This window comes from Neobacillus sp. PVCKKU3 (assembly GCF_058323225.1).
This window is the reverse complement of record NZ_JBLVQN010000041.1, coordinates 14,247-33,910: the sequence shown is the minus strand read 5'-3', so window position 1 is coordinate 33,910 and position 19,664 is coordinate 14,247. Positions and strand designations below refer to the sequence as shown.

General features: G+C 45.0%; 20 protein-coding genes. 16 read left to right on the top strand and 4 right to left on the bottom strand.

The features are described from left to right. Positions 1 to 16: 16 nt before the first annotated feature. The 4 genes from ACNQGS_RS22805 to ACNQGS_RS22790 all read left to right on the top strand — a co-directional run bounded on the left by ACNQGS_RS22805 (position 17) and on the right by ACNQGS_RS22790 (position 2,748). The gene (locus ACNQGS_RS22805) at positions 17 to 1,270 is read left to right on the top strand and encodes a nickel pincer cofactor-dependent isomerase, group 22 (RefSeq protein WP_491489339.1); all 1,254 of its coding nucleotides are present in this window, start codon (positions 17 to 19) and stop codon (positions 1,268 to 1,270) included. Between the two features lie 145 nt (positions 1,271 to 1,415). Beyond that, the gene (locus ACNQGS_RS22800) at positions 1,416 to 1,901 is read left to right on the top strand and encodes a DUF456 domain-containing protein (protein ID WP_491489356.1); all 486 of its coding nucleotides are present in this window, start codon (positions 1,416 to 1,418) and stop codon (positions 1,899 to 1,901) included. A 169-nt stretch (positions 1,902 to 2,070) separates the two neighbouring features. Beyond that, entirely contained in the window at positions 2,071 to 2,370 is a 300-nt protein-coding gene (locus ACNQGS_RS22795; protein ID WP_491489338.1) for a hypothetical protein, read from the top strand. Positions 2,371 to 2,499: 129 nt separating this feature from the next. After that, positions 2,500 to 2,748, top strand: coding sequence for a hypothetical protein (locus tag ACNQGS_RS22790; RefSeq protein WP_378586165.1), 249 nt, complete (start codon positions 2,500 to 2,502; stop codon positions 2,746 to 2,748). A 66-nt stretch (positions 2,749 to 2,814) separates the two neighbouring features. On the opposite strand, the gene ACNQGS_RS22785 is transcribed toward ACNQGS_RS22790, so the two are convergent. Then, the gene (locus ACNQGS_RS22785) at positions 2,815 to 3,525 is read right to left on the bottom strand and encodes a DUF421 domain-containing protein (RefSeq protein WP_491489337.1); all 711 of its coding nucleotides are present in this window, start codon (positions 3,523 to 3,525) and stop codon (positions 2,815 to 2,817) included. 311 nt (positions 3,526 to 3,836) lie between these two features. Here ACNQGS_RS22785 and ACNQGS_RS22780 point away from each other — a divergent pair, with 311 nt between their 5' ends. Both ACNQGS_RS22780 and ACNQGS_RS22775 read left to right on the top strand, forming a co-directional pair. Then, positions 3,837 to 7,766, top strand: coding sequence for a PAS domain S-box protein (locus tag ACNQGS_RS22780; protein WP_491489336.1), 3,930 nt, complete (start codon positions 3,837 to 3,839; stop codon positions 7,764 to 7,766). 12 nt (positions 7,767 to 7,778) lie between these two features. Next, on the top strand, positions 7,779 to 8,006 hold the full coding sequence (locus tag ACNQGS_RS22775; protein ID WP_491489335.1) for a hypothetical protein: 228 nt from the start codon (positions 7,779 to 7,781) through the stop codon (positions 8,004 to 8,006). A gap of 83 nt (positions 8,007 to 8,089) precedes the next feature. On the opposite strand, the gene ACNQGS_RS22770 is transcribed toward ACNQGS_RS22775, so the two are convergent. From ACNQGS_RS22770 to ACNQGS_RS22760, 3 genes are all read right to left on the bottom strand, one after another. Continuing rightward, positions 8,090 to 8,356: a hypothetical protein gene (locus ACNQGS_RS22770; RefSeq protein WP_491489334.1), complete on the bottom strand. Its 267-nt coding sequence runs from the start codon at positions 8,354 to 8,356 to the stop codon at positions 8,090 to 8,092. Between the two features lie 3 nt (positions 8,357 to 8,359). Then, positions 8,360 to 8,554 carry a hypothetical protein gene (locus ACNQGS_RS22765; protein WP_491489333.1) on the bottom strand — a complete coding sequence of 65 codons (195 nt, stop codon included), beginning with the start codon at positions 8,552 to 8,554 and terminating at the stop codon, positions 8,360 to 8,362. Between the two features lie 191 nt (positions 8,555 to 8,745). Continuing rightward, positions 8,746 to 9,135 (bottom strand): hypothetical protein, encoded by a 390-nt coding sequence (locus tag ACNQGS_RS22760; protein ID WP_491489332.1) that lies wholly within the window; start codon positions 9,133 to 9,135, stop codon positions 8,746 to 8,748. Between the two features lie 520 nt (positions 9,136 to 9,655). On the opposite strand from ACNQGS_RS22760, the gene ACNQGS_RS22755 reads away from it, so the two are divergent. From ACNQGS_RS22755 to ACNQGS_RS22710, 10 genes are all read left to right on the top strand, one after another. Continuing rightward, positions 9,656 to 10,285 carry a 4Fe-4S single cluster domain-containing protein gene (locus ACNQGS_RS22755; protein ID WP_491489331.1) on the top strand — a complete coding sequence of 210 codons (630 nt, stop codon included), beginning with the start codon at positions 9,656 to 9,658 and terminating at the stop codon, positions 10,283 to 10,285. 5 nt (positions 10,286 to 10,290) lie between these two features. After that, positions 10,291 to 10,743, top strand: coding sequence for a hypothetical protein (locus ACNQGS_RS22750; protein WP_491489330.1), 453 nt, complete (start codon positions 10,291 to 10,293; stop codon positions 10,741 to 10,743). A 15-nt stretch (positions 10,744 to 10,758) separates the two neighbouring features. Next, positions 10,759 to 11,487, top strand: coding sequence for a ComEA family DNA-binding protein (locus tag ACNQGS_RS22745; RefSeq protein ID WP_423799839.1), 729 nt, complete (start codon positions 10,759 to 10,761; stop codon positions 11,485 to 11,487). A gap of 67 nt (positions 11,488 to 11,554) precedes the next feature. Further along, complete coding sequence (locus ACNQGS_RS22740; RefSeq protein WP_491489329.1) at positions 11,555 to 13,246, top strand: AAA family ATPase; 1,692 nt, start codon at positions 11,555 to 11,557, stop codon at positions 13,244 to 13,246. A 20-nt stretch (positions 13,247 to 13,266) separates the two neighbouring features. After that, a complete protein-coding gene (locus tag ACNQGS_RS22735; RefSeq protein WP_423799837.1) occupies positions 13,267 to 13,473 on the top strand; it encodes a DUF2997 domain-containing protein in 207 nt (68 codons plus the stop codon). A 175-nt stretch (positions 13,474 to 13,648) separates the two neighbouring features. Continuing rightward, the gene (locus ACNQGS_RS22730; protein ID WP_213143942.1) at positions 13,649 to 13,807 is read left to right on the top strand and encodes a hypothetical protein; all 159 of its coding nucleotides are present in this window, start codon (positions 13,649 to 13,651) and stop codon (positions 13,805 to 13,807) included. Between the two features lie 182 nt (positions 13,808 to 13,989). Continuing rightward, entirely contained in the window at positions 13,990 to 18,708 is a 4,719-nt protein-coding gene (essC, locus tag ACNQGS_RS22725) for a type VII secretion protein EssC (protein ID WP_491489328.1), read from the top strand. Next, positions 18,701 to 18,952: a ubiquitin family protein gene (locus ACNQGS_RS22720; protein ID WP_491489327.1), complete on the top strand. Its 252-nt coding sequence runs from the start codon at positions 18,701 to 18,703 to the stop codon at positions 18,950 to 18,952. The genes essC and ACNQGS_RS22720 overlap by 8 nt, the downstream gene beginning before the upstream one ends. Positions 18,953 to 18,983: 31 nt before the next feature. Next, on the top strand, positions 18,984 to 19,286 hold the full coding sequence (locus tag ACNQGS_RS22715) for a WXG100 family type VII secretion target (RefSeq protein ID WP_491489326.1): 303 nt from the start codon (positions 18,984 to 18,986) through the stop codon (positions 19,284 to 19,286). Positions 19,287 to 19,304: 18 nt separating this feature from the next. Further along, positions 19,305 to 19,610: a WXG100 family type VII secretion target gene (locus tag ACNQGS_RS22710; RefSeq protein WP_491489325.1), complete on the top strand. Its 306-nt coding sequence runs from the start codon at positions 19,305 to 19,307 to the stop codon at positions 19,608 to 19,610. The last annotated feature ends 54 nt before the right edge of the window (positions 19,611 to 19,664 follow it).

Sequence of the window (19,664 nt, the reverse complement as noted above, 5' to 3'; positions counted from 1 at the left end):
AAAGGGGAGTAGTACTATGTCTTTTCCTAAAATGGCGAAAATAAGACAAAAGTTTCAAGTTGAAAGCTTACAGGATATCCCTGGAACGATTGCTGAGCAATTCACGGCTGTCAAGGCCGATGAAAAAATTAAGCCGGGCATGGAGATTGCCATTACCGTCGGCAGCCGGGGGATTAACAATATCCCGTTAATCGTGAAGAGCGTGGCGGATGAAATTAGGAAGAGAGGCGCAACTCCATTTGTCTTTCCGGCAATGGGAAGCCACGGCGGCGCTACAGCTGAAGGGCAAAAAGAGATGGTGGAAAGCTTAGGTGTAACCGAAGAATACACGGGCTGCGAAATCCGTTCCTCCATGGATGTCGTGGAAGTTGGCGTCACGTCAGAGGGAATCCCTGTTTATGTAGACAAGATTGCTTACAATGCAGATGGCATCATCGTGATGGGCCGCATTAAGCCGCATACAGATTTTAAAAATAAAATTGAAAGCGGCATCTTAAAAATGGCGTCCATCGGAATGGGTAAGCATAAACAAGCCCTGGCTTTACATACTTATGGCATTAAAGGAATCAGCGAAATGATGCCTGAAGTAGGGAAAGTGGCGATTGCCAAGTCCAACACTCTATTTGGAATTGGGATTGTGGAAAATGCTCATGAAAAAACAGCGATTATCGAAGCCATTGAACCGGACCAAATCGAAGAACGTGAAAGAGAATTATTGAAAAAGGCATTTACCTTGATGCCAAGCCTGCCAGTCGACGAAATGGATATTTTGCTCGTCGATGAAATCGGCAAAAACTATAGCGGTACCGGCTTTGATACAAACATTATCGGCCGGATTCGGGTGTTGGGCGTAGAAGAGCCGAAAAAGCCAAGCATCAAATATATCATAGCCTCCAATTTAAGCGAGGTCAGCCACGGCAACGCTTTAGGAATCGGCTTAGCGGATTTAACTACCAAGCGTTTATTTGAAAAAATCGATATCAAAACCATGAACGAAAATGTCGTCACCAGTACCTTCTTGGCACGTGCAAGTATTCCGATTGTCCTGGATAATGACCAAGAAGCATTGAAAGCAGCGCTACGCGCTACCTGGGGAGTGGCACCGGAACAAGCAAGAATCGTACGGATTCCAAACACCCTCCACATCGGCGAACTATACGTATCAGAAGTCATTTTCAACGAACTAAAAGACAAAGAAAACATCGAAGTACTAGAAGACCTCCAAGAAATGAAATTCGACGCAGACGGATATTTCTTGCCAATGCACTGATGCATGGGGACGGTTCTTCTGCATCATTATTAAAAGCAGCTTTCAAGTTGGAAGCTGTTTTTTTATATGTATTGGAAAGAGGAATATTTTTTCATAATATAGAAATGATGTTGATAGAATTTAATATAGAAGAGAGGTAATCATTATTCTCGGTTTTGTATTCTGGATTATTATCATTGCCTGCTTTGTGTTTAGTTTTGTCGGTCTTGTATACCCGATTATCCCGTCAGTGCTGCTTATTTGGGCAGGGGTAGTGCTGTATCACTTTGGAATTAACCCAAACGAACTTTCTTGGCTTTCATGGACCATGCTTGCCTTATTGACAATTGTTTTATTTTTGGCGGATTATTTGGCAAATCTACACTTTGTCGATAAAGCTGGCGGTTCTAAATGGGGGATGCGGGCGGCAACACTAGGGTTAATCATCGGAAGCTTTGTGATTCCACCTTTTGGCGTCATTATTGTTCCGTTTGTTTTGGTATTAATCACGGAAATACTGCAAAAAAAATCCTTCCTAGAATCCACGAAGGTGGCGTTTGCTACCTTGATTGCCTTTTTAAGCGGGACGGTTGCAAAGGGCGTTATCCAGCTGATTATGATTGGTGTGTTTGCTTTTGATGTAATTTTCTAATAGTCCTCCTTGGGTGGGTTTCGTCGCCATCCCTTTTCGCTGTATAACTATTTTACATGGCAATCAAAATAGTATTTTCATCATCTGAAACTATTCCACTTTTATTTATTTTTTATTTAGTTCCATTATCACTTTTTAAACATAAGGATATGATAAGGAGTGGAATGTGATGAAAAAGGAACAGGAACAGTTTGATATCGAAACGCTTCAGCTTATTCAAAATAGACTTGATTATATTTACTCCATCGCCAAGAGGTATAACAGTGATCACCCTGAATTAATGGACACGATTGAAAGTTTAGCAAACGTAGCAAGCATGTTTGCGAAGAATAAATATGAAGAGTTGAAGGGTAAGGAAGTAACAGCGAGCCAACAAGGGAACATTGTAAGAAGGCTGGGAAACTCATACTCCAGAATGAGAGAGTATGAAAAACAAAAAGATACAGACTTTCCGGAATGGAAGCTTTGAAACATGGGTGATACATGGGGACGGTTCTTGTGCATCATTTTCGTTATTCTGAGGTACAAGAACCGGAAACATAGGGCCGGTCGCCGAACGCGGTCTGCTACAGGAAATGTGATACATGGGGACGGTTTTGTGCATCATTTTGGTGGTGCACAAGAACCGTCCCTATTTATCATTTCCAGTAAAAACCAGGGGACAAAATGTAACCGCTTCCACTATAATAGAGATAGAAAGAGGAAAGGGGATGCAGCGATGGAACTATTAATGGAACTACTAGCCAACAACCCGTCGGAGGAGCCTTGTGAAGACAATTCCCCAACAATAGAAGAAGAGAATTACGATGTGTCTGACTATGATTATAATAAGAGGATATGGTTTTAATAGATGGAACGCGGGGACGGTTCTCGTGCATAAATGATGCATGAGAACCGTCCCTTTGCTTCACCTTTAGTGAACAAAATGGTCGGTATTTTTATCAATATATAAAGTGCCATCCTTTTGCAGTTCTGCGTAAAAGACTTCTGATAGGTCTGTTCCTGCTTGGGCTAATTGTTCATGGACCCAGGCAATATTTAGGTTAACTGGCTGAAGGTTCTCATCAATGATTTTCCCGTCCGCTATCACCTGTATGGGAATCGGGATCTGCGCAGCTTGAGTTCCTCCCACGCCCATTGCCTGTGCCGGCGGTAAATCCCCTCGCCTCAATGGCTGCTTTTGTTCCTTCAGCAAAACAGACAATTCCCCATTTGTCTCCAATATCGCGTAATCTACCTCCTCAATCGAAAAAACATCTTTGTTCCTTAACAGGACCTGCAGTTCATCCATGTCGAGGCGCTGTTTTTTCAAGACACGCTCAAGTATTTTTCCTTGTTTGATAACAATGACCGGTTCCCCTTCAATAACCTTGCGGAAGGATCTTGATTTGACATCGAAAAACGCCACCAGCAGGGTCAGTCCGCACCATGTTAAAAGGCTGATAAAGCCTGAGGTAACCTTTAAGGTTGGGTCAACCGACAACGACCCGGCAATCGCTCCAATGGAAATGCCGGTGATATAATTAAAAAAGGTAAGCTGTGAAACCTGCTTTCGGCCCATCAGCCTTGTTAAAAGAAAAAGTACCACAAAGGCACCGACTGTCCTCGCGAAAATCTCTACCACGAATCTCTCACCACCTAAATTGATTATAAGCAATAGAAGTTTTTTTATTTTCACCAAATACTATCATAAATATGCGAGAAAACCTGGCAGGAACGTGGTGGCGGTTCTTGTCTAAATGATGCATAAGAACCGTCCCCGTGCCTCACCCGTGCCTCACTCCTGCCTCGCTATGACCTTTTTCCTATGTTTCTTCCATTTCTCTTTATTGGCAGAAATAGTATAATGAGAGGAGAGTATTTTGAATATTTGTAAATAAACGGAAAACACAAAACCTACTAAGGGATATGTCTTGAAGGAGCGGGGTTTTACATATGAAGGTCATGTCGATTGCTGCCCTTTTTGATGAGCATATGGGGATGAATGAAGCGTTAGGAAAATTAGTTGAGAGTCCGGAATTAACGATTTGGTATAGGGATTTGGCAATGGACACGTTATGGGTTTCGAAGGGAAATGCCGCGATCTATGGGTATACACAGGATGATTTTATGAATAAACCATTTCTGTGGCGGAACTCTGTATACCCGGACGACCGCTGGATTCTTGACGATGCGATCGCCCGGCAGCTGGAGGGCAGCCCGACGACCGTGGAATATCGCATTATTCGATCGGATGGCGAAGTAAGGTGGATCGAGAATCGCACCCATTCGATTTTGGATTCGAATGGAAAGGTCATCGCTATTAGCGGGTCGATCTACGACATAACCGAACAAAAAAGAGAGTCCTTACAATTGCAGGAACAGCTCATCATGAACGAAAAAAGATATAAGTCACTCTTTAACTACAACCATGATTTAGTATGTTCCCTGGATTTAAACGGGAGAGTGACGAGTGTCAATAAAAGCTGTGAAGCTTTAACTGGATATAGTGAAGCAGAGTTGATGAGTAAGTCTTTTAGAGATTGGGTCTATGAAGATGATCTGCCTAAAACCTATCAGGCTTATAAACTTGCGAAAAATGGGCATTCCGAGCGGATGGAATTAAGAATTGTCCATAAAAGCGGAGACATTCTCTTCACTAGTACAACCACCATTCCGATTATGATTGATGAGAAAATGGTCGGTGTGTATTGTATTGTCAAAGACATTACCAAACATAAAAAACTGCAGGAGGAATTAGAGGGCAATAACCTGCGTTACAAATCGCTGTTTGAACATAATGCTAACTGTGTTTACTCTTTTGATTTAAATGGGTATTTTACAAGCTGTAATTCCGTGTGTGAACAACTTACGGGATATCGAAGAGAAGAATTACTTAAGCCGGTCTCTTTTCATTCGTTCATTGCTTCGGAAAAACTGCCAGATACCATCTATCATTTTGAACAATGTAAAAATGGAACACCGCAAAATTTCCGAACATCCATTAAAAATAGAAATGGCTTGATTGTTCATGCCAACGTGACCATTGTTCCCGTCGTTCAGGATGGGCAAATTAATGGCGTCTTTGGCATTGCACAGGACATTACGAAACAGGTGAAAATTGAAGAAACCAATGAGCATATGGCCTACCATGATTATTTAACTGGCCTGCCCAATCGAAATAAGTTAAATACTACCCTTTCGAAGGAATTGGCTTTTGCCCAAAATCGAAGCCAGCAGGTAGCTATTCTCTTTTTAGACCTTGATCGCTTCAAACTTATCAACGATACACTTGGTCATACAACAGGAGATCAATTGTTAAAGGAAGTAGCCGAACGGATGAAATCTTCCCTCTATGATAAGGACATTGTTTTCAGACAGGGTGGGGACGAATTTATCATTATCTTAAAAAATGCCGATCGGGATGTCGCTTCCATCGTATCGAGAAGAATACTTGATATTCTGAGTGAGCCTTTCCAAATCGAAAACTATGATATTTTTACCTCCCCAAGTATTGGTATCAGTATGTACCCGGAGGATGGCGAAAACGTGGAAATCCTCATCAAAAAAGCCGATTTCGCCATGTACCATGCCAAGAATGACGGAAAAAATAATTTTAAATTTTATTCCCAAAAAGAACGTAAATCCAACATGAATCCATTGAAAATTGAGATGGATCTCCATAAGGCGCTGGAAAAAGAAGAGCTGCTTCTGCATTACCAGCCAAAGGTGAATTTAAAAACAGGGAAAATAACCGGGGTGGAGGCGTTAATCCGCTGGAACCATTCGGAATTTGGGATGATTGCTCCCGGTACCTTTATCCCGATTGCAGAAGAAACAGGGTTGATCACTCCGATTGGCGAGTGGGCCTTGTTTACCGCCTGCAAACAATGCAAGGACTGGCAGCGCAAAGGCTTTTCCACCACGGTCTCTGTCAATCTCTCGGCCCGGCAGTTTACGCAATCCAATTTACATGAAACCGTTGCGATTGTTCTGTATGAGACGCAGCTGGAGCCGCAATTTTTAGAGCTTGAGATCACGGAAAGCATGACGGCCAGCATTGAACGGACTATTTATACGTTACAAAAGCTAAAAAAGCTGGGTGTGCGGATCAGTATTGACGATTTTGGAAAGGGATTTAGTTCGTTAAATTACCTGCAAAAATTCCCGGTCGATACGTTGAAAATTGATCAGGAGTTTGTCCAGCGTGTGCACAAAAACCCAAATGACGAGACGATTGTCAAAACGATCATTTCGATGGCGCACAATTTAAACTTGAGTGTGGTAGCGGAAGGAATCGAGACAAAGGAACAGTTATTGTTCCTGCAGCAACATCTTTGTGACGAAGGGCAGGGTTACTTTTTTACAAAACCTGTAGCGGCCGAAGAGGTTGAAAACAATTGGTTTGCCATTCAGCAGATGGTGAAGGAATTCGGCTTATCTCAAGACGTCAACGAACGCAAGTGGGCGGAAGAATTCGTCCGGATTGCGAGAAAAGAATTAGATGAAACCATCCGCCTTCAGCAAGGGATGACCTTTAAGTATAAAAAAATTAATGGCCGTTTCATTCATACCCTGTGTGATGGGGAGCTGCTGTATCGGCTTGGTCTTATCCCTAGTCTTGTGGTAGGAAAGAGTTTAGCAGAGTTTTTACCTGAGGAGTTTACCGAAGACAAGGAAGTTTATTATCAAAGGGCTTGGGACGGGGAAGAACATGTTTCCTATGAAGGGGAAATCAATGGGGTCACCTATCTGGCGGCGTTAAGTCCGATAAGGCGGGGCGGAGAAGTCGTCGAGGTCATCGCTTCGTGCGTGGATATTACCGAAAGAAGAAAAGTGGAAAAAGCCTTGCATGAAAGTGAAAATAAGTACCGGTTGATAACGGAGAACATGACCGATTTGATTATATTATTTGATCGAGATGGAACCTGTACTTACGCCTCTCCATCCCATCAAACCGTCCTAGGTTATGGACCTGAATTGTTCCTTGGAAACAACACGATCCATCTGGTTCATCCTGAAGATGCTGCTGCTATCATGAAGATATTTGCCGAGGTAATAAACACCAAATCTACTATGAAAGTGGAGCTGCGCATGTTACATGCGAACGGGGATTGGAGACTGCTGGAATGTAATGGCACGCCGGTTATTGGTGAGAATGGAGAAGTGGAACATATCATGGTGGTCAGCAATGATATTACCGAGAAGAGAAGAGCTGAGGAGCTGCTATCGAAATCGGAAAAATTATCATTGGTGGGTGAGCTAGCGGCCGGTGTTGCCCATGAAATCAGAAATCCAATGACCTCGATTAAAGGGTTTATTCAGCTATTCCAGCAGGGAATCATCAGGGACGAATACTTTGATGTGGTACTTGGCGAGTTCGACCGGGTGGAGGACATTATTAAGGAGTTTCTTTCCCTGGCAAGACCTCAGGAAATCCAGCTGAAGCAAGTGAATATTCCAGTTTTGTTAAAAGAGGTGGAGACCTTAATCAAATCGGAGGCGCACTTGAAGGATGTGGAAATTCTGCTGGAAATAGAGCCAGATCTCCCGACGATAATGTGCGACACTAACCAAATCAAACAGGTGCTGTTGAATCTCTGCAAAAATAGTATGGATGCGCTGGATACCAAACGAAAAGGTCTCATTAAAATCACGGTAGGGGTTGAGTGTAACCAGCTTCTGCTTCAGGTCATCGATAACGGGATTGGAATCAGTGAAGAGCGCATTAAAAGACTTGGTGAGCCATTCTACAGCAACAAGGAAAAGGGGACAGGCCTTGGCCTGATGATCTGCTTTAGAATCATCAAGCAGCACAATGGAACGATCACCTTCCAAAGCAAAGGAAACCACGGCACCACCGCGCAAGTGAGGCTGCCGTTATAGGAGATAACGCGTATGACAACATTGCAAAACCAAAAACTATCAGAACGATTCGAAGTGGCCTTCAACCAAATACATGCCTGGCTGCAACGGAATATAGTAGAGGAACGATCCGATAAGTTTACCGACCTGCTCCGGTCAGGGTTTGAGGCCGTCATCATTACGGAAACTGGAGAACAGCAGCAAAAACCGCTCGCTATTGTTACCTCATGGGATTTGGTAGAAATTGATGCGATAGAATAAAGGTTTTTTGATGGGGTCATGTTCGACCGCGACATCAAGCCGAATTTTGCCGGGAAAATATAAAACAAAAAGGCCCTTAACCATTAAGGGTCTTTTTGTTTTGCTGCTGCGTCCGGCTGTTCAGGTTCCGCTTTTGACCTCGAGTCTTCCTCGTAATTGGTCAGCCCTGCACTGGTATGGGCAAAGTTGTTGCGGTCGCCGTGGATATTGCCCAGGCCCTGATTGTGTTTTTTATTACTTTTAAAATCCTCGATGAAGTTGTTGCCGATACTGAACACGGAGGCGGCCTGAATACTGCCAATCTTGATGTTGCCGATATGAAAGGTCGGCGATAAGATGGGGGATGCCACTGATTACTCATCCTTCCTGTCTTTTGTTTTGATCCAATAGCCGTGAGTTAGTGTGTTCTCATTTCCTGATAAAGTCCCGATTACTTCATTTACCGTCGTGTCGCTGTGAAACTGTTTATGGGTATTCTTTTTTCCAAAGAACACCCCCGATGTGTCGCTGATATTGGTAATGCTAATCTTTCCCAACGAAAGTTTCATCCGAATTCAGCCCATTTCTTTTTTCGTTATCATATTCAGGGTGTGGGCGAATGACACAACTTTTCCGGAGGTTGGGCGAAATTCACCCATACGCGCACTGTTCATTTGAATTCAAATTTAAGAGGAGTAGTACCGTCCAAACGAAGAACCTGCTGGACGGGATTTTTAGCGGGGGAAGCGGGGACCTGCCTTTAGCCGCCATTGCGGAAACGGAAGCCTTTAGAGGTTTTGGTAATGTTTTTGTTTGAAGGCGCGGCTTCTTCTTCTGACATGGCCTCTGTCTTTAGCTCCTGCTTGTCAATCTTTTGGATAATCGAAGCGGCGAAATCATCAGAGCTGGTAATATTCGTGCCAATCAGCAGCTTCCCGCTTAACTCATCAATTTCGATGTTATCTAATTGAAAGGTGATGTTCTCCAGATAATCGATTTGTACTTTATCGATATGGATGCTCTTTCCATTTGGATCCTGCTGCTGCTTTTCGAGGAGCTCAATCATCCGGTCCAGCTTATCTAAAAGAAGGGAGTTTATTCCGTCATCGTTTTTTGTCTGCTTCTTCTTCCGAGAAAAAAACTTGAACATAAACTCCCCCCTTTGTTACGAATTTAAAAGGCTCGCCCAAAAACTTCCTACTTCTAACTATATGACTTTGTTGGAGCGGTTATTCAGTGGCCTGCCCCACACTGCTCTGGGAAAGGATTGTGGAAATTTCACGGCAATTTTTGGCTGTTACTGTCCATATCGGCGGGTCCTACGGATATTTCGGGTTAATATTTTGCTGATTTTGTCCGAAGAAGCGGCACATTCGGACAATTTGTGTTAATTTGCCCCCGATTTTGTCCGAAGAGCTCGGTCATTCGGACAATTCGTGTTAAAATTTTCCCAGTTTTGTCCGAAGAGACCAGTACTTCGGACAATTCGTGTTAATATTTTGCTGGTTTTGTCCGAAGAAGCCCGTCATTCGGACATTCTGCATTCATTTGCCCCTCGTTTTGTCCGAAGTAACACCTCCTCCGCCAAAAGACCCATTCCTACCCCCAGCCCTTCTCCCCCTTAACGGTCTTGTGGTAAAATAAACCTGAATTTTCCTTTTAAGTGGGTGATGGCATTGCCTGTGTTAAGGCTGTCGAGAATAGAAAAAAGAACGAAGGTGGAGGGCCCTGGCTTAAGGTACTGTATCTGGGTTCAAGGCTGCCCCATCCACTGCGAGGGGTGCTTTAACCCGCATACGTGGGATCCTAACGGCGGCATCTTAATGGATATTGACGAAATCCACGAAGATATCAGATGTACCTTGGAAGCATCACCTAAACTAGAAGGCGTCACTTTTTTAGGCGGCGAGCCGTTTAGCCAATCCCAGGTGCTCACCATCCTTGCGCAAAAAATAAAAGCTTTGAAGCTATCGGTTGTGACGTTTACCGGCTATGAATATGAAACGATTTTGAAGTCGCCTAATTCAAGCTGGCACAGCCTATTAAAAGAAACAGATTTATTAATAGACGGCCCCTACATCCAAAGCCAGCATGACCTGAGCCGTCCGTGGGTTGGTTCGAAAAACCAGCAGTACCGCTTTTTGACGGATGCATATAAGCATCTTGAAACCAAACTGGCGCAGATTCCCAACAAATTAGAAATAAGGCTCCATCCCGACGGAACGATATCCGCCAACGGAATGGCGGAGCCAATCGATTTACATATGTTACTAGAACTAGATTACGAAAGAAGGAGATAGATAACATGAGTCTTGAAATTGTGCTCGTTCCGTTGGCCATTGCAGTCACAAAAGAGGTTGTCGAAGGAATCGCCAACCGTTCGCAAAAAAACAATCAGGACTACGCCGTCCTTCCGACCAGAATGAAGGATGAGTCCCTGCTTCAGCAGGCGCTGGAGGAGTGGAGCTGTTCGTTCCGCAAAGCAGAGACACTCGATTCACTAAAAACAAACAATGAGAACGAAGTGACGTTTATCGTCAACGAAGAGGGCTGCTACTCGCTTGTCCTCCCGAAATCAGCCGACATCAAGGCATTCGAGGAATGGATTGAGAAGGTAGAGGGTTCCTACACCCATTACCTGCAGAAGCGAGTCTATCAACATTTACTAGAAAAGGCGAAGGAACAGGGAATGGTTTTAGAAAAAGAAGAACTGCTCGAAGATCATTCCATCCAGCTCACCTATTTGGTGAATCGATAAAAGGGGGAGCACGACTTGGCGAAAGTATATACAGACAGGGGCAGGAAATGGGAGATGTTGAACAGCTGGTGGATCATCTTCACGTTTCTGCCGATTGGCATGACCAGTTATATTGCATTTTTCTATGCCGGCACCAAAGTGAAAAACAAGCGCTGGCGAATCTATGGGCTTGTTTATCTGGCAATCTTCCTTCTGGCATTTATCCCAACCTACACTGAATTTGAAGCGATGATTTTTCTGGCATTGTGGATTGTTCCGATTATCCATGCCTTTAAAATCCGCCCGGCCTATCTGGTTCAATTGGATGTGTTAAAGGCTAATGAAAGATTGTATTTGGACCAAGAGGTTTCGAAGCTTAGGCGGGAGGCGGAAGCGAAGTTTGGCAAGACGCAAAAGCCGCCGCAGCCGAAAAGGGAGGCCTACGTGAACCAGCAGGAGGCAAGCACTGCACCAATGTCCCCTCCAATCCAGCCGCTTTTTTCCGAAAAACAAGAAATCAAGAAACTCAATATTAATCTAGCATCGGAAAAGGAAATTGCCGCTATCCCTGAGATTGGGATTATTTTAGCAAAAAAAGTCGTCGTCAAACGTGAGGAACTTGGCGGCTTCGAATCGTTTGAACAGTTCGCGCAAATCATGGGATTGAAGGAGCACACGCTGGAAAAAATGAAACATCGTCTGATTTTCTCCGAAATGGACCATACTGATACACATATCCATTCTGGAAGAGTCATTGATTATTAAGTAAGTAGACAAGCCGGCTTAAGTTCCGGCTTCCTATTTTTACATAGGGGAAAAAAGGAGGAGAAAAATGGCTATCGTCAAACAAAAAGGAACGAGAACACTTCTGGCCAACCTGCTGAAGGCCAGATTTCCTTATTTATATATCCAAACCTGGGAGGAAGACCGCGTCCTATCCCTAATTCGCTCGGTAGCACAGGATTCGGAACTGATTAAAACAACACGCGAGGTGTTTACCTGGAGCATCACAAAGGGGATTCAGGACCATAACCGGCAGTCGGTCGGCATCGGTGACAGCAAACAGCCGATGAAGGTGCTCGAGTTTATTGAAAAGTATGATAAACCGAGCATCATTGTGCTGCAGGACTTTCATATCTATTTCGGCGGCCAGGGGCGGCATGCCGACTTCCAGGTGATCCGGAAGCTAAGGGATATTTTATTAAAAATAAAGCAAAGCCCGAGCCCAATTAATGTCATCTTTACGTCCCCGTTTCTCGTGATTCCAGATGATTTGCAAAAAGACATCACGATTGTCGATTTTGACCTGCCGAACTTTCAGGAAATCCAGGCAGTACTCGACGAGATGATTCGCGTCAATCAGCAAACGGGCAGAATCCAAATCTCCTTAACCACAGAAGAAAAGGAACGTCTCGCAAAAGCAGCACTCGGGCTGACATTGTCAGAGGCAGAGAATGCCTTTGCCCGCGCAATGGTCGAAGATGGCCGGCTGGACATCAATGATTTAAATGTAATCTTGCAAGAGAAGGAACAAATCATCAAGAAAACAGGTATTCTCGAATTCATCGCCAGTGATTTAAAAATTGAGGACGTAGGTGGATTAGAAAACCTCAAACGCTGGCTTTCAAAGCGGAACAAGTCATGGCTCGATTCTGCCCGCAAATATGGCCTGCCCGCGCCAAAAGGGGTACTGATTACGGGCGTTCCTGGCTGCGGTAAAAGCTTAATCAGTAAAGCAATCAGCTCAATGTGGCAGCTGCCTTTGCTAAGACTCGATATGGGGAAAATCTTCAGCGGGCTGGTTGGCAGCAGTGAAGAGAATATGAGAAAGGCGATTAAGACCGCCGAAGCGATATCTCCGTCTATCCTCTGGATTGATGAAATTGAAAAGGGATTCAGCGGCATCACAAGCGGCGGGGACAGTGGGACCTCATCACGGATCTTCGGACAGTTTTTAACATGGATGCAGGAAAAAACAAGCCCTGTATTTGTCATCGCCACAGCTAACAACATTTCCGGACTGCCGCCGGAATTAATGCGGAAAGGACGCTTTGATGAGATCTTCTTTGTCGACCTGCCGACGCTCAGGGAGAGAAAGGAAATTCTCAAGGTGCACATCCAGAAGCGCATCAGGGATGAGGAAGTAAAGGGAGATTTCCGATTAACGGACGAGGTGCTTGATAGGCTTGCAAGAAACTGCGACGGCTTTGTTGGTGCCGAAATCGAACATCTGGTTATTGATGCTTTGTTTGAGGCTTATTCTAATGACCGGCCGATTCGTCTGGAGGATTTCGAACGGGCGATTGCCAATACGGTGCCATTGTCAGTGACCCAGGCCGAGCAAATCCGCGGAATCCGCGAGTGGGCCAACGTCCGTGCTGTTGCAGCAACACCGCAGGAGGACCTCAAAGAATATGGAAAAGATCCCGTGCTTGTACCAGGCGGCGGATTAGAAAAGGCAGATAGCCCAAGTTATGCGGATGATGTCCGCTTTAACCGCGGCGGCAGGACAATCGATTTCTAAAAGGGGAGTGAAGAGGGCAGATGGAGGAAAAACTTCAAATCCGCATTTTTCCCGATGGCCGGATTGAGGCGGAAACATTGGGCATTAAAGGGGAAAAATGTACAGATTATATATTGATATTAGAAAACATTCTTAACGCCCAAGCCGTCCAAGCGGAATATACGAAGGAATTCTACGAAACCGAACAAGTCGACCTGCAGCAAACTCAGCAGAATACTTTAAAATAAAACCTACTATTTATCAATAATAAGCGAAACTCGCCGCTGTAATGGCGAGTTTTTTTTATCGTGCTTCAACCGTAAAGACAAATCTGCCTTAATCCCCAAAAAATGGAGTCTCGGACATACCCAACTGTTTTTTGCAAATAATAAAATAGCCAAATAATAATCGAGGAGGACTAGTATGCAGCAGAATCAACAAGCTAAACCAAATACAGCTTCTGTTATGAAACCAGAATTTGCCGGAACGGATGCTCAACAAGTTAAACAGCAAATTCAAAAGGATGTAAGCGCAGGACAAGGTGCCATGACTTCCCGTGAGGCAGGAGCAATGCGCGATTAAAAAACCACTCTAAGTGGTTTTTTATTTTTATTCAGCTAACGCAAGGGAAACGCTTTCCTATAAAATGGTAATTTAGTCTCTTTTTGTAGGACATTAGTTATGTGAGAATAAGATTATGGATAATTATGGCGAATCGCAAGCTGGTTTTGCAGCGTTAGAGATAGCATGCAAGGAGAAGAATGATGAATGTTACGTTAATTAATAAGGAGAGGATTCACTCGATATCCTTGCCGGAAAAGGTGCGGGGACAGTATTGGATATACGATTCCAATGGCAAATCCTCCAGAAAACTGATCGGCATTGAAGGAATCAATGGAGAGTGGATTTTAAAATCGAATAAGGATGTGAAGGTTCTCGACAATACCGGGAAGCCGATCCGAAATACGGTCTTGCAGCCGTTAAGTATATATAATTTAGGTCTTTATACCCATGACCAAAAAACGATCATTTTCACAGAGCCGAGCACGGACGACCGACAAATTTTTACAAAATACTTGGTTGACCGAGATATCGAGATTACTATCGGCCGGACCGAGCAGAACGACATTATGCTGGCCAATCGTTTTGTCTCGGCATCCCATGCAAAGTTGTCGTTTCATAACGGCCAGTGGCGTATCGAGGATCAAAACAGTTCAAACGGAACCTTCGTCGCTGGGGAAAGAGTGAAAAACAAAGCCTTAAAGATTGGCGACACCATATACATAATGGGTTATAAAATAATCATCGGCAGCTATTTTGTTGCTTTTAACAATCCCGATGGAACACTCTCAATCCGGACCAATGCCTTAAAGCCGTTCATACCGCAAACGGTCGAAACCCCGGATGAAGAGGAAGAGTACGAAGTACCGGAAACCGACTATTTCTACCGTTCGCCCCGCTTTAAACGCGATGTCGAAAAAGCGGTTATCAAGATCGATTCCCCGCCGCCGAATGCGATTGGCGAAGAGATGCCGATGATGCTGGTGATTGGACCGTCGATGACGATGGGGATGGCCTCAATGGCGACTGCGCTTTTTGCTGTCAACAACGCGATGGCGACCGGCGATATTTCAAGGGCGATTCCGTCGATTGTCATGTCGTGCAGCATGCTGCTTGGAACCATCCTCTGGCCAATCCTAACTAAGAAGTTCGATATGCGGCGCAGACGGAAAAAAGAGAAAATCCGCCAGGGAAAATACAAGGATTATCTCGACCGAATCGCTATCGTCTTTAATGAAGAAGCGGAAAAGCAGGAGGAAATTCTTCGGGAAAATCATGTTCCCATCAGCGATTGCATCAACCGGATTGAAAATGTCCAGCGCAATCTATGGGAGCGCGGGCCCGGCCAAAACGACTTTCTGAAATTGCGGGTCGGCACAGGCAGCGGCCTGCTTGCAGCAGACCTTACTTATTCGGAGAAAAAATTCTCGATTGACGATGATAACCTGCAGGAAGAATTGTACACCTTGGTGGAATCCCCAAAGGTTTTAAAAAATATTCCAATCACTCTATCTTTATATGAAAATCATATTTCCGGCGTCATCGGCACCCGCAAGCAGACAATCGAGTTTGCCAAAGGGCTGATTTTTCAATTGGCTGCTTTATATAGCTACGATGAAGTGAAAATGATTTTCGTCTATGACCAGGAGGAGGAAGCACAATTCGGCTTTACAAAATGGCTCCCTCATGTGTGGAGCAACGATAATAAATTCCGCTTCATTGCCACCAACAACAATGAGGTGAAGGAAGTTTCGGCGTATATCGAAAAAGAAATCGAAATCCGTGCGAATACCAATGACAGCGAGATGGAGGATGTCAAGCCGTACTACATCGTGTTTGCCCTAAGCAAAGAGCTCGCCTTCAAAGCCGAGATGCTGAAGCAGGTGTATGCCAAGAAAGAAAACCTGCATATCAGCGTCGTCACTTTTTATGATGAACTGAAAAACCTGCCAAAAGAGTGCTCGATGGTGGTGGAGCTGGAAGAAAACAGCGGGAAGCTATTCGACAAAAACGATATTACTGGGAAGACGACTTCTTTTACACCGGATATCTTCCTAAACGGTGCCGACCCTTGCCAGTTGAGCGTGAAGCTGGCCAATGTTCCACTTGATGAGCTGGCCAATTCCTTTAACCTGCCGCAAATGGTCACGTTCCTGGAATTATACGGTGTGGGCAAGGTGGAGCACTTAAACGCTTTGACCCGCTGGAAGGATAACGACCCGACGAAGTCACTGGAAGCGCCGGTTGGCGTCGACACTCTCGGAGAATTGTTCAAGCTTGACCTGCATGAAAAATTCCACGGCCCGCACGGCCTAGTCGCCGGTATGACGGGTTCGGGTAAAAGTGAATTTATCATTTCCTATATCCTGTCATTGGCGGTAAATTACCACCCGCATGAGGTGGCGTTTATTCTAATCGACTACAAAGGCGGCGGGATGGCGAAATCGTTTGAAAAATTGCCGCACACAGCCGGCATCATCACGAACCTGGACGGCGCGGCGATCAAACGCTCGCTGGTGTCCATCGAAAGTGAATTGAAGCGCCGCCAGGCTATTTTTGCCGAGGCCAGCAAGCTGGTTGGCGAGAGCAATATCGATATCTATAAATATCAAAAATTATATCGCGAAGGAGTCGTCCGCGAGCCGCTTCAGCATTTGTTTATCATTTCCGATGAGTTTGCCGAACTGAAAACGCAGCAGCCGGAGTTCATGACGCAGTTAGTGAGCGCCGCGCGGATTGGCCGGAGCCTGGGCGTCCACTTGATTTTGGCTACCCAGAAGCCGAGCGGTGTCGTCGATGACCAGATTTGGAGTAACAGTAAATTCCGGGTCAGCCTGAAGGTGCAGGAGCGGGCCGACAGTATGGATATGCTGAAGCGTCCGGATGCAGCCGAGCTTACCAATACAGGGCGTTTTTACCTGCAGGTCGGATATAACGAATTGTTTGAAATGGGGCAGTCCGCTTGGGCTGGAGCACCATATTATCCATCTGATAAAGTGGTTGTTGAAAAAGATAACAGCGTTGTCGTCATCGACCGAAACGGCCGCCCGATGAAGCAGGCGAAAATCGATAAACGGAAGAGCTTGTTTGCGAATCCGAAAAAGCAGCTTGATGTGATTACTGAATACTTAAGTAATATCGCGGATGAGGAACAAATCAAAATCCGTCCGCTCTGGCTTGAGCCAATTCCAGCGCTAATCCTCTTGGATGATATTCGGAAAAAATACAAAGCGGACCATGGTAAGTGGATGCCGCCAGAAAATAAGCTAGCTGATCTCCAAGAGGCCGTCAGTGAAATTGCGGCAGCATCGGAAACCGTTCAGGCTGACTTACGGAAAACGGTCCAGGCCGTTAGCCGAGCGGAATCCTATAAGCTTAATCCGGTCATCGGCGAATACGACGATCCGGTCCACCAGCAGCAATGCCTGCTTCGCCTGCCGCTCACCGACGAAGGCAACACGATCATTTACGGAGCAGCTGGTACCGGCAAGACGACCTTCTTAAATACGATGGTTTATTCGCTCATTCATGAGCATACTCCGGACGAAGTTAATCTCTATCTATTAGACTTTGCTTCGGAAACATTGAGGGCTTTTTCCAAAGCGCCGCATGTCGGCGATGTCATCCTTTCGTATGAAAGCGAAAAAGTCAGCAACCTGTTTAAAATGCTGCAAAGTGAAGTGGAAAAACGGAAGAAGCTGTTTGCTGATTACGGCGGCGATCACCGGTCCTATATCGAGGCAACGGGCCAGAAGGTTCCAGCGATTGTCGTTGCCATTCATAACTTCTCAGCATTCACTGAGATTTACGATGAAAAGGAAGAGGCGGTTTCATACCTGTCACGTGAAGGCACCAAGTACGGAATCTATTTCGTCCTCACCGCACTTGGAACCGGCGCTGTCCGCTTCAGGCTGCTGCAGAACTTTAAGCAGCTAGTAACCTTGCAATTAAATGATGAGGCCGATTATGCAACGGTCGTTGGCAAGACGGATGGCTTATTCCCATCGAAATTCAAAGGCCGCGGCCTCGTCAAGCGGGATGCTATTTATGAATTTCAGGTCGCGCAAGTTACCGCCGAACCCGTGCCATATCCAACTATTAAAGCAGAATGCGAGAAGCTGCAGGAAGCCTGGAAAGGAACAGCCGCTAAGAGGATTCCGATTTTGCCAGAAAAAGTGGACCACGAATTCCTGGCTGAATATTGCGGTTCAAAGGGGAGTCTGAGCATTCCAATTGGTGTGGAAAAGAACTCGCTGCAAATTCACTATTATCCGTTCGGCAAATCCTATCTCCATATGATTCTATCAGCTGGAAGGGAGCATGAGTTGTTCGTCCATGACCTATCCCAGTTCATGGCGCAACAGGCAGGCTTAGATGTAACTGTGATTGACGCTGAGCAAAGTTTTATTGAGAAAAACAATGCCGGTTTCAAATATTATTCAACAACCAAAGAGTTTGAGGAGATAATGGCCGATCTGTTTGATCTCGTCGTCTACCGCAACAACACCTTCAAAGAGGCATTGGAAGAGGGCCGGGAAGTAGCGCAATTTGAACAAAAGGTGATTATCATCAATTCTGTTGCTGCTTTAAAAAATGCTCTTTCGAATCTGGGGGCTGAGAAACTTGGCTTAATTCTGGAAAAGGGCGACGCAAAGTATAACGTGACCGTTATTTTTGCTGAACAATCCAAGAATCTGTCCGGGCTGACCTTTGACAAATGGTACAAACAACATATTCACAGTGGAAATGGTATCTGGGTTGGCAGCGGCATTTCCGAGCAATTCCAGCTCAAGCCGGCCAAGACCACTTCCGAAATGCGCGAGGAGATGCCGGCAGAATTTGCTTACTCCCTTCAAAACGGGAAGGCCGTCAAGGTTAAGCTATTAAACTCGCAAAAGGAGGATGATGACAGCGATGAATAAAGTACTCGTGGAAATTATCCTTCCGGCAGCAAGCAAAAGCTTTGATGTGTACATTCCATTAGAAAGCCAAATGAGTGAAGTCCTCACATTGGTGTCATCCCTGATCAGCGACCTGTCCGATGGCAAATACAAAGCCATGGGCAGCGAGGTTTTATGCGACGCAGAAACAGGAATTATTTTCAATATTAACATGCCGGTTGCCGAGCTGGGCATCAAGAACGGTTCGAAACTCATGTTGATATAAATTTTTACAAAAAGAGAAAGGAGCAACAAAAATGGGGAAAAGAATTAGAGTCACACCTCAAGAGCTTGAGGCGGCATCCAAAAAATTAGCCGAACTATCCGAAACCTATACAGGTATTTATACCCAGCTTATGCAAGCAGCAAACACGATGGGTGAAGCGTGGGAGGGCGAGGATAACCTTGCTTTCGTTGACCAGATCAACGGCTTCAACGAAGATTTGAAACAGATGGCTGACAAGCTTGGTACGGCAAGCCGGACGCTTGATACACAGCGCGCCAACTACGCCGCAACTCAAGAAAATAACATGGTTCAAGTTCGAAAACTAACAAACTAGGAAGGAGTGACGAACACAATGGCAGGTTCCATTAAAGTAAGCACGGCCCAGGTGGCAGATATTGCGAATACGATTGAAAGGCTGAACCAACAGCTGTTGGAAGAATTAAAAAACAGCCAAAGCACGATCAAAAATCTTACCAATACATGGGAAGGGGAAGCAGCTCAAGCAACTGTTTCCGCTTATGACGAGTTTTCTGCGAAGTACTTCCAAACGTATTACGAAATTCTAGATAACTATGTGAAATTCTTACGTGTCAATGTTGACCAAGGCTACTTTGAAACAGAATCAGCTAACGTTAACTTGGCTGACGCATTTAAATAAGTAATTTTTGAAGAAATAATGACGCTGAAGGTGATGGGTTTCCCCATCGCCTTT

Coding starts and splice junctions, on each gene's coding strand:
- ACNQGS_RS22805 (WP_491489339.1), top strand. CDS start 17: ATGTCTTTTCCTAAAATGGCGAAAATAAGACAAAAGTTTCAAGTTGAA.
- ACNQGS_RS22795 (WP_491489338.1), top strand. CDS start 2,071: ATGAAAAAGGAACAGGAACAGTTTGATATCGAAACGCTTCAGCTTATT.
- ACNQGS_RS22780 (WP_491489336.1), top strand. CDS start 3,837: ATGAAGGTCATGTCGATTGCTGCCCTTTTTGATGAGCATATGGGGATG.
- ACNQGS_RS22775 (WP_491489335.1), top strand. CDS start 7,779: ATGACAACATTGCAAAACCAAAAACTATCAGAACGATTCGAAGTGGCC.
- ACNQGS_RS22765 (WP_491489333.1), bottom strand. CDS start 8,554: ATGAAACTTTCGTTGGGAAAGATTAGCATTACCAATATCAGCGACACA.
- ACNQGS_RS22760 (WP_491489332.1), bottom strand. CDS start 9,135: ATGTTCAAGTTTTTTTCTCGGAAGAAGAAGCAGACAAAAAACGATGAC.
- ACNQGS_RS22755 (WP_491489331.1), top strand. CDS start 9,656: ATGGCATTGCCTGTGTTAAGGCTGTCGAGAATAGAAAAAAGAACGAAG.
- ACNQGS_RS22750 (WP_491489330.1), top strand. CDS start 10,291: ATGAGTCTTGAAATTGTGCTCGTTCCGTTGGCCATTGCAGTCACAAAA.
- ACNQGS_RS22740 (WP_491489329.1), top strand. CDS start 11,555: ATGGCTATCGTCAAACAAAAAGGAACGAGAACACTTCTGGCCAACCTG.
- ACNQGS_RS22735 (WP_423799837.1), top strand. CDS start 13,267: ATGGAGGAAAAACTTCAAATCCGCATTTTTCCCGATGGCCGGATTGAG.
- ACNQGS_RS22730 (WP_213143942.1), top strand. CDS start 13,649: ATGCAGCAGAATCAACAAGCTAAACCAAATACAGCTTCTGTTATGAAA.
- essC (WP_491489328.1), top strand. CDS start 13,990: ATGAATGTTACGTTAATTAATAAGGAGAGGATTCACTCGATATCCTTG.
- ACNQGS_RS22720 (WP_491489327.1), top strand. CDS start 18,701: ATGAATAAAGTACTCGTGGAAATTATCCTTCCGGCAGCAAGCAAAAGC.
- ACNQGS_RS22715 (WP_491489326.1), top strand. CDS start 18,984: ATGGGGAAAAGAATTAGAGTCACACCTCAAGAGCTTGAGGCGGCATCC.
- ACNQGS_RS22710 (WP_491489325.1), top strand. CDS start 19,305: ATGGCAGGTTCCATTAAAGTAAGCACGGCCCAGGTGGCAGATATTGCG.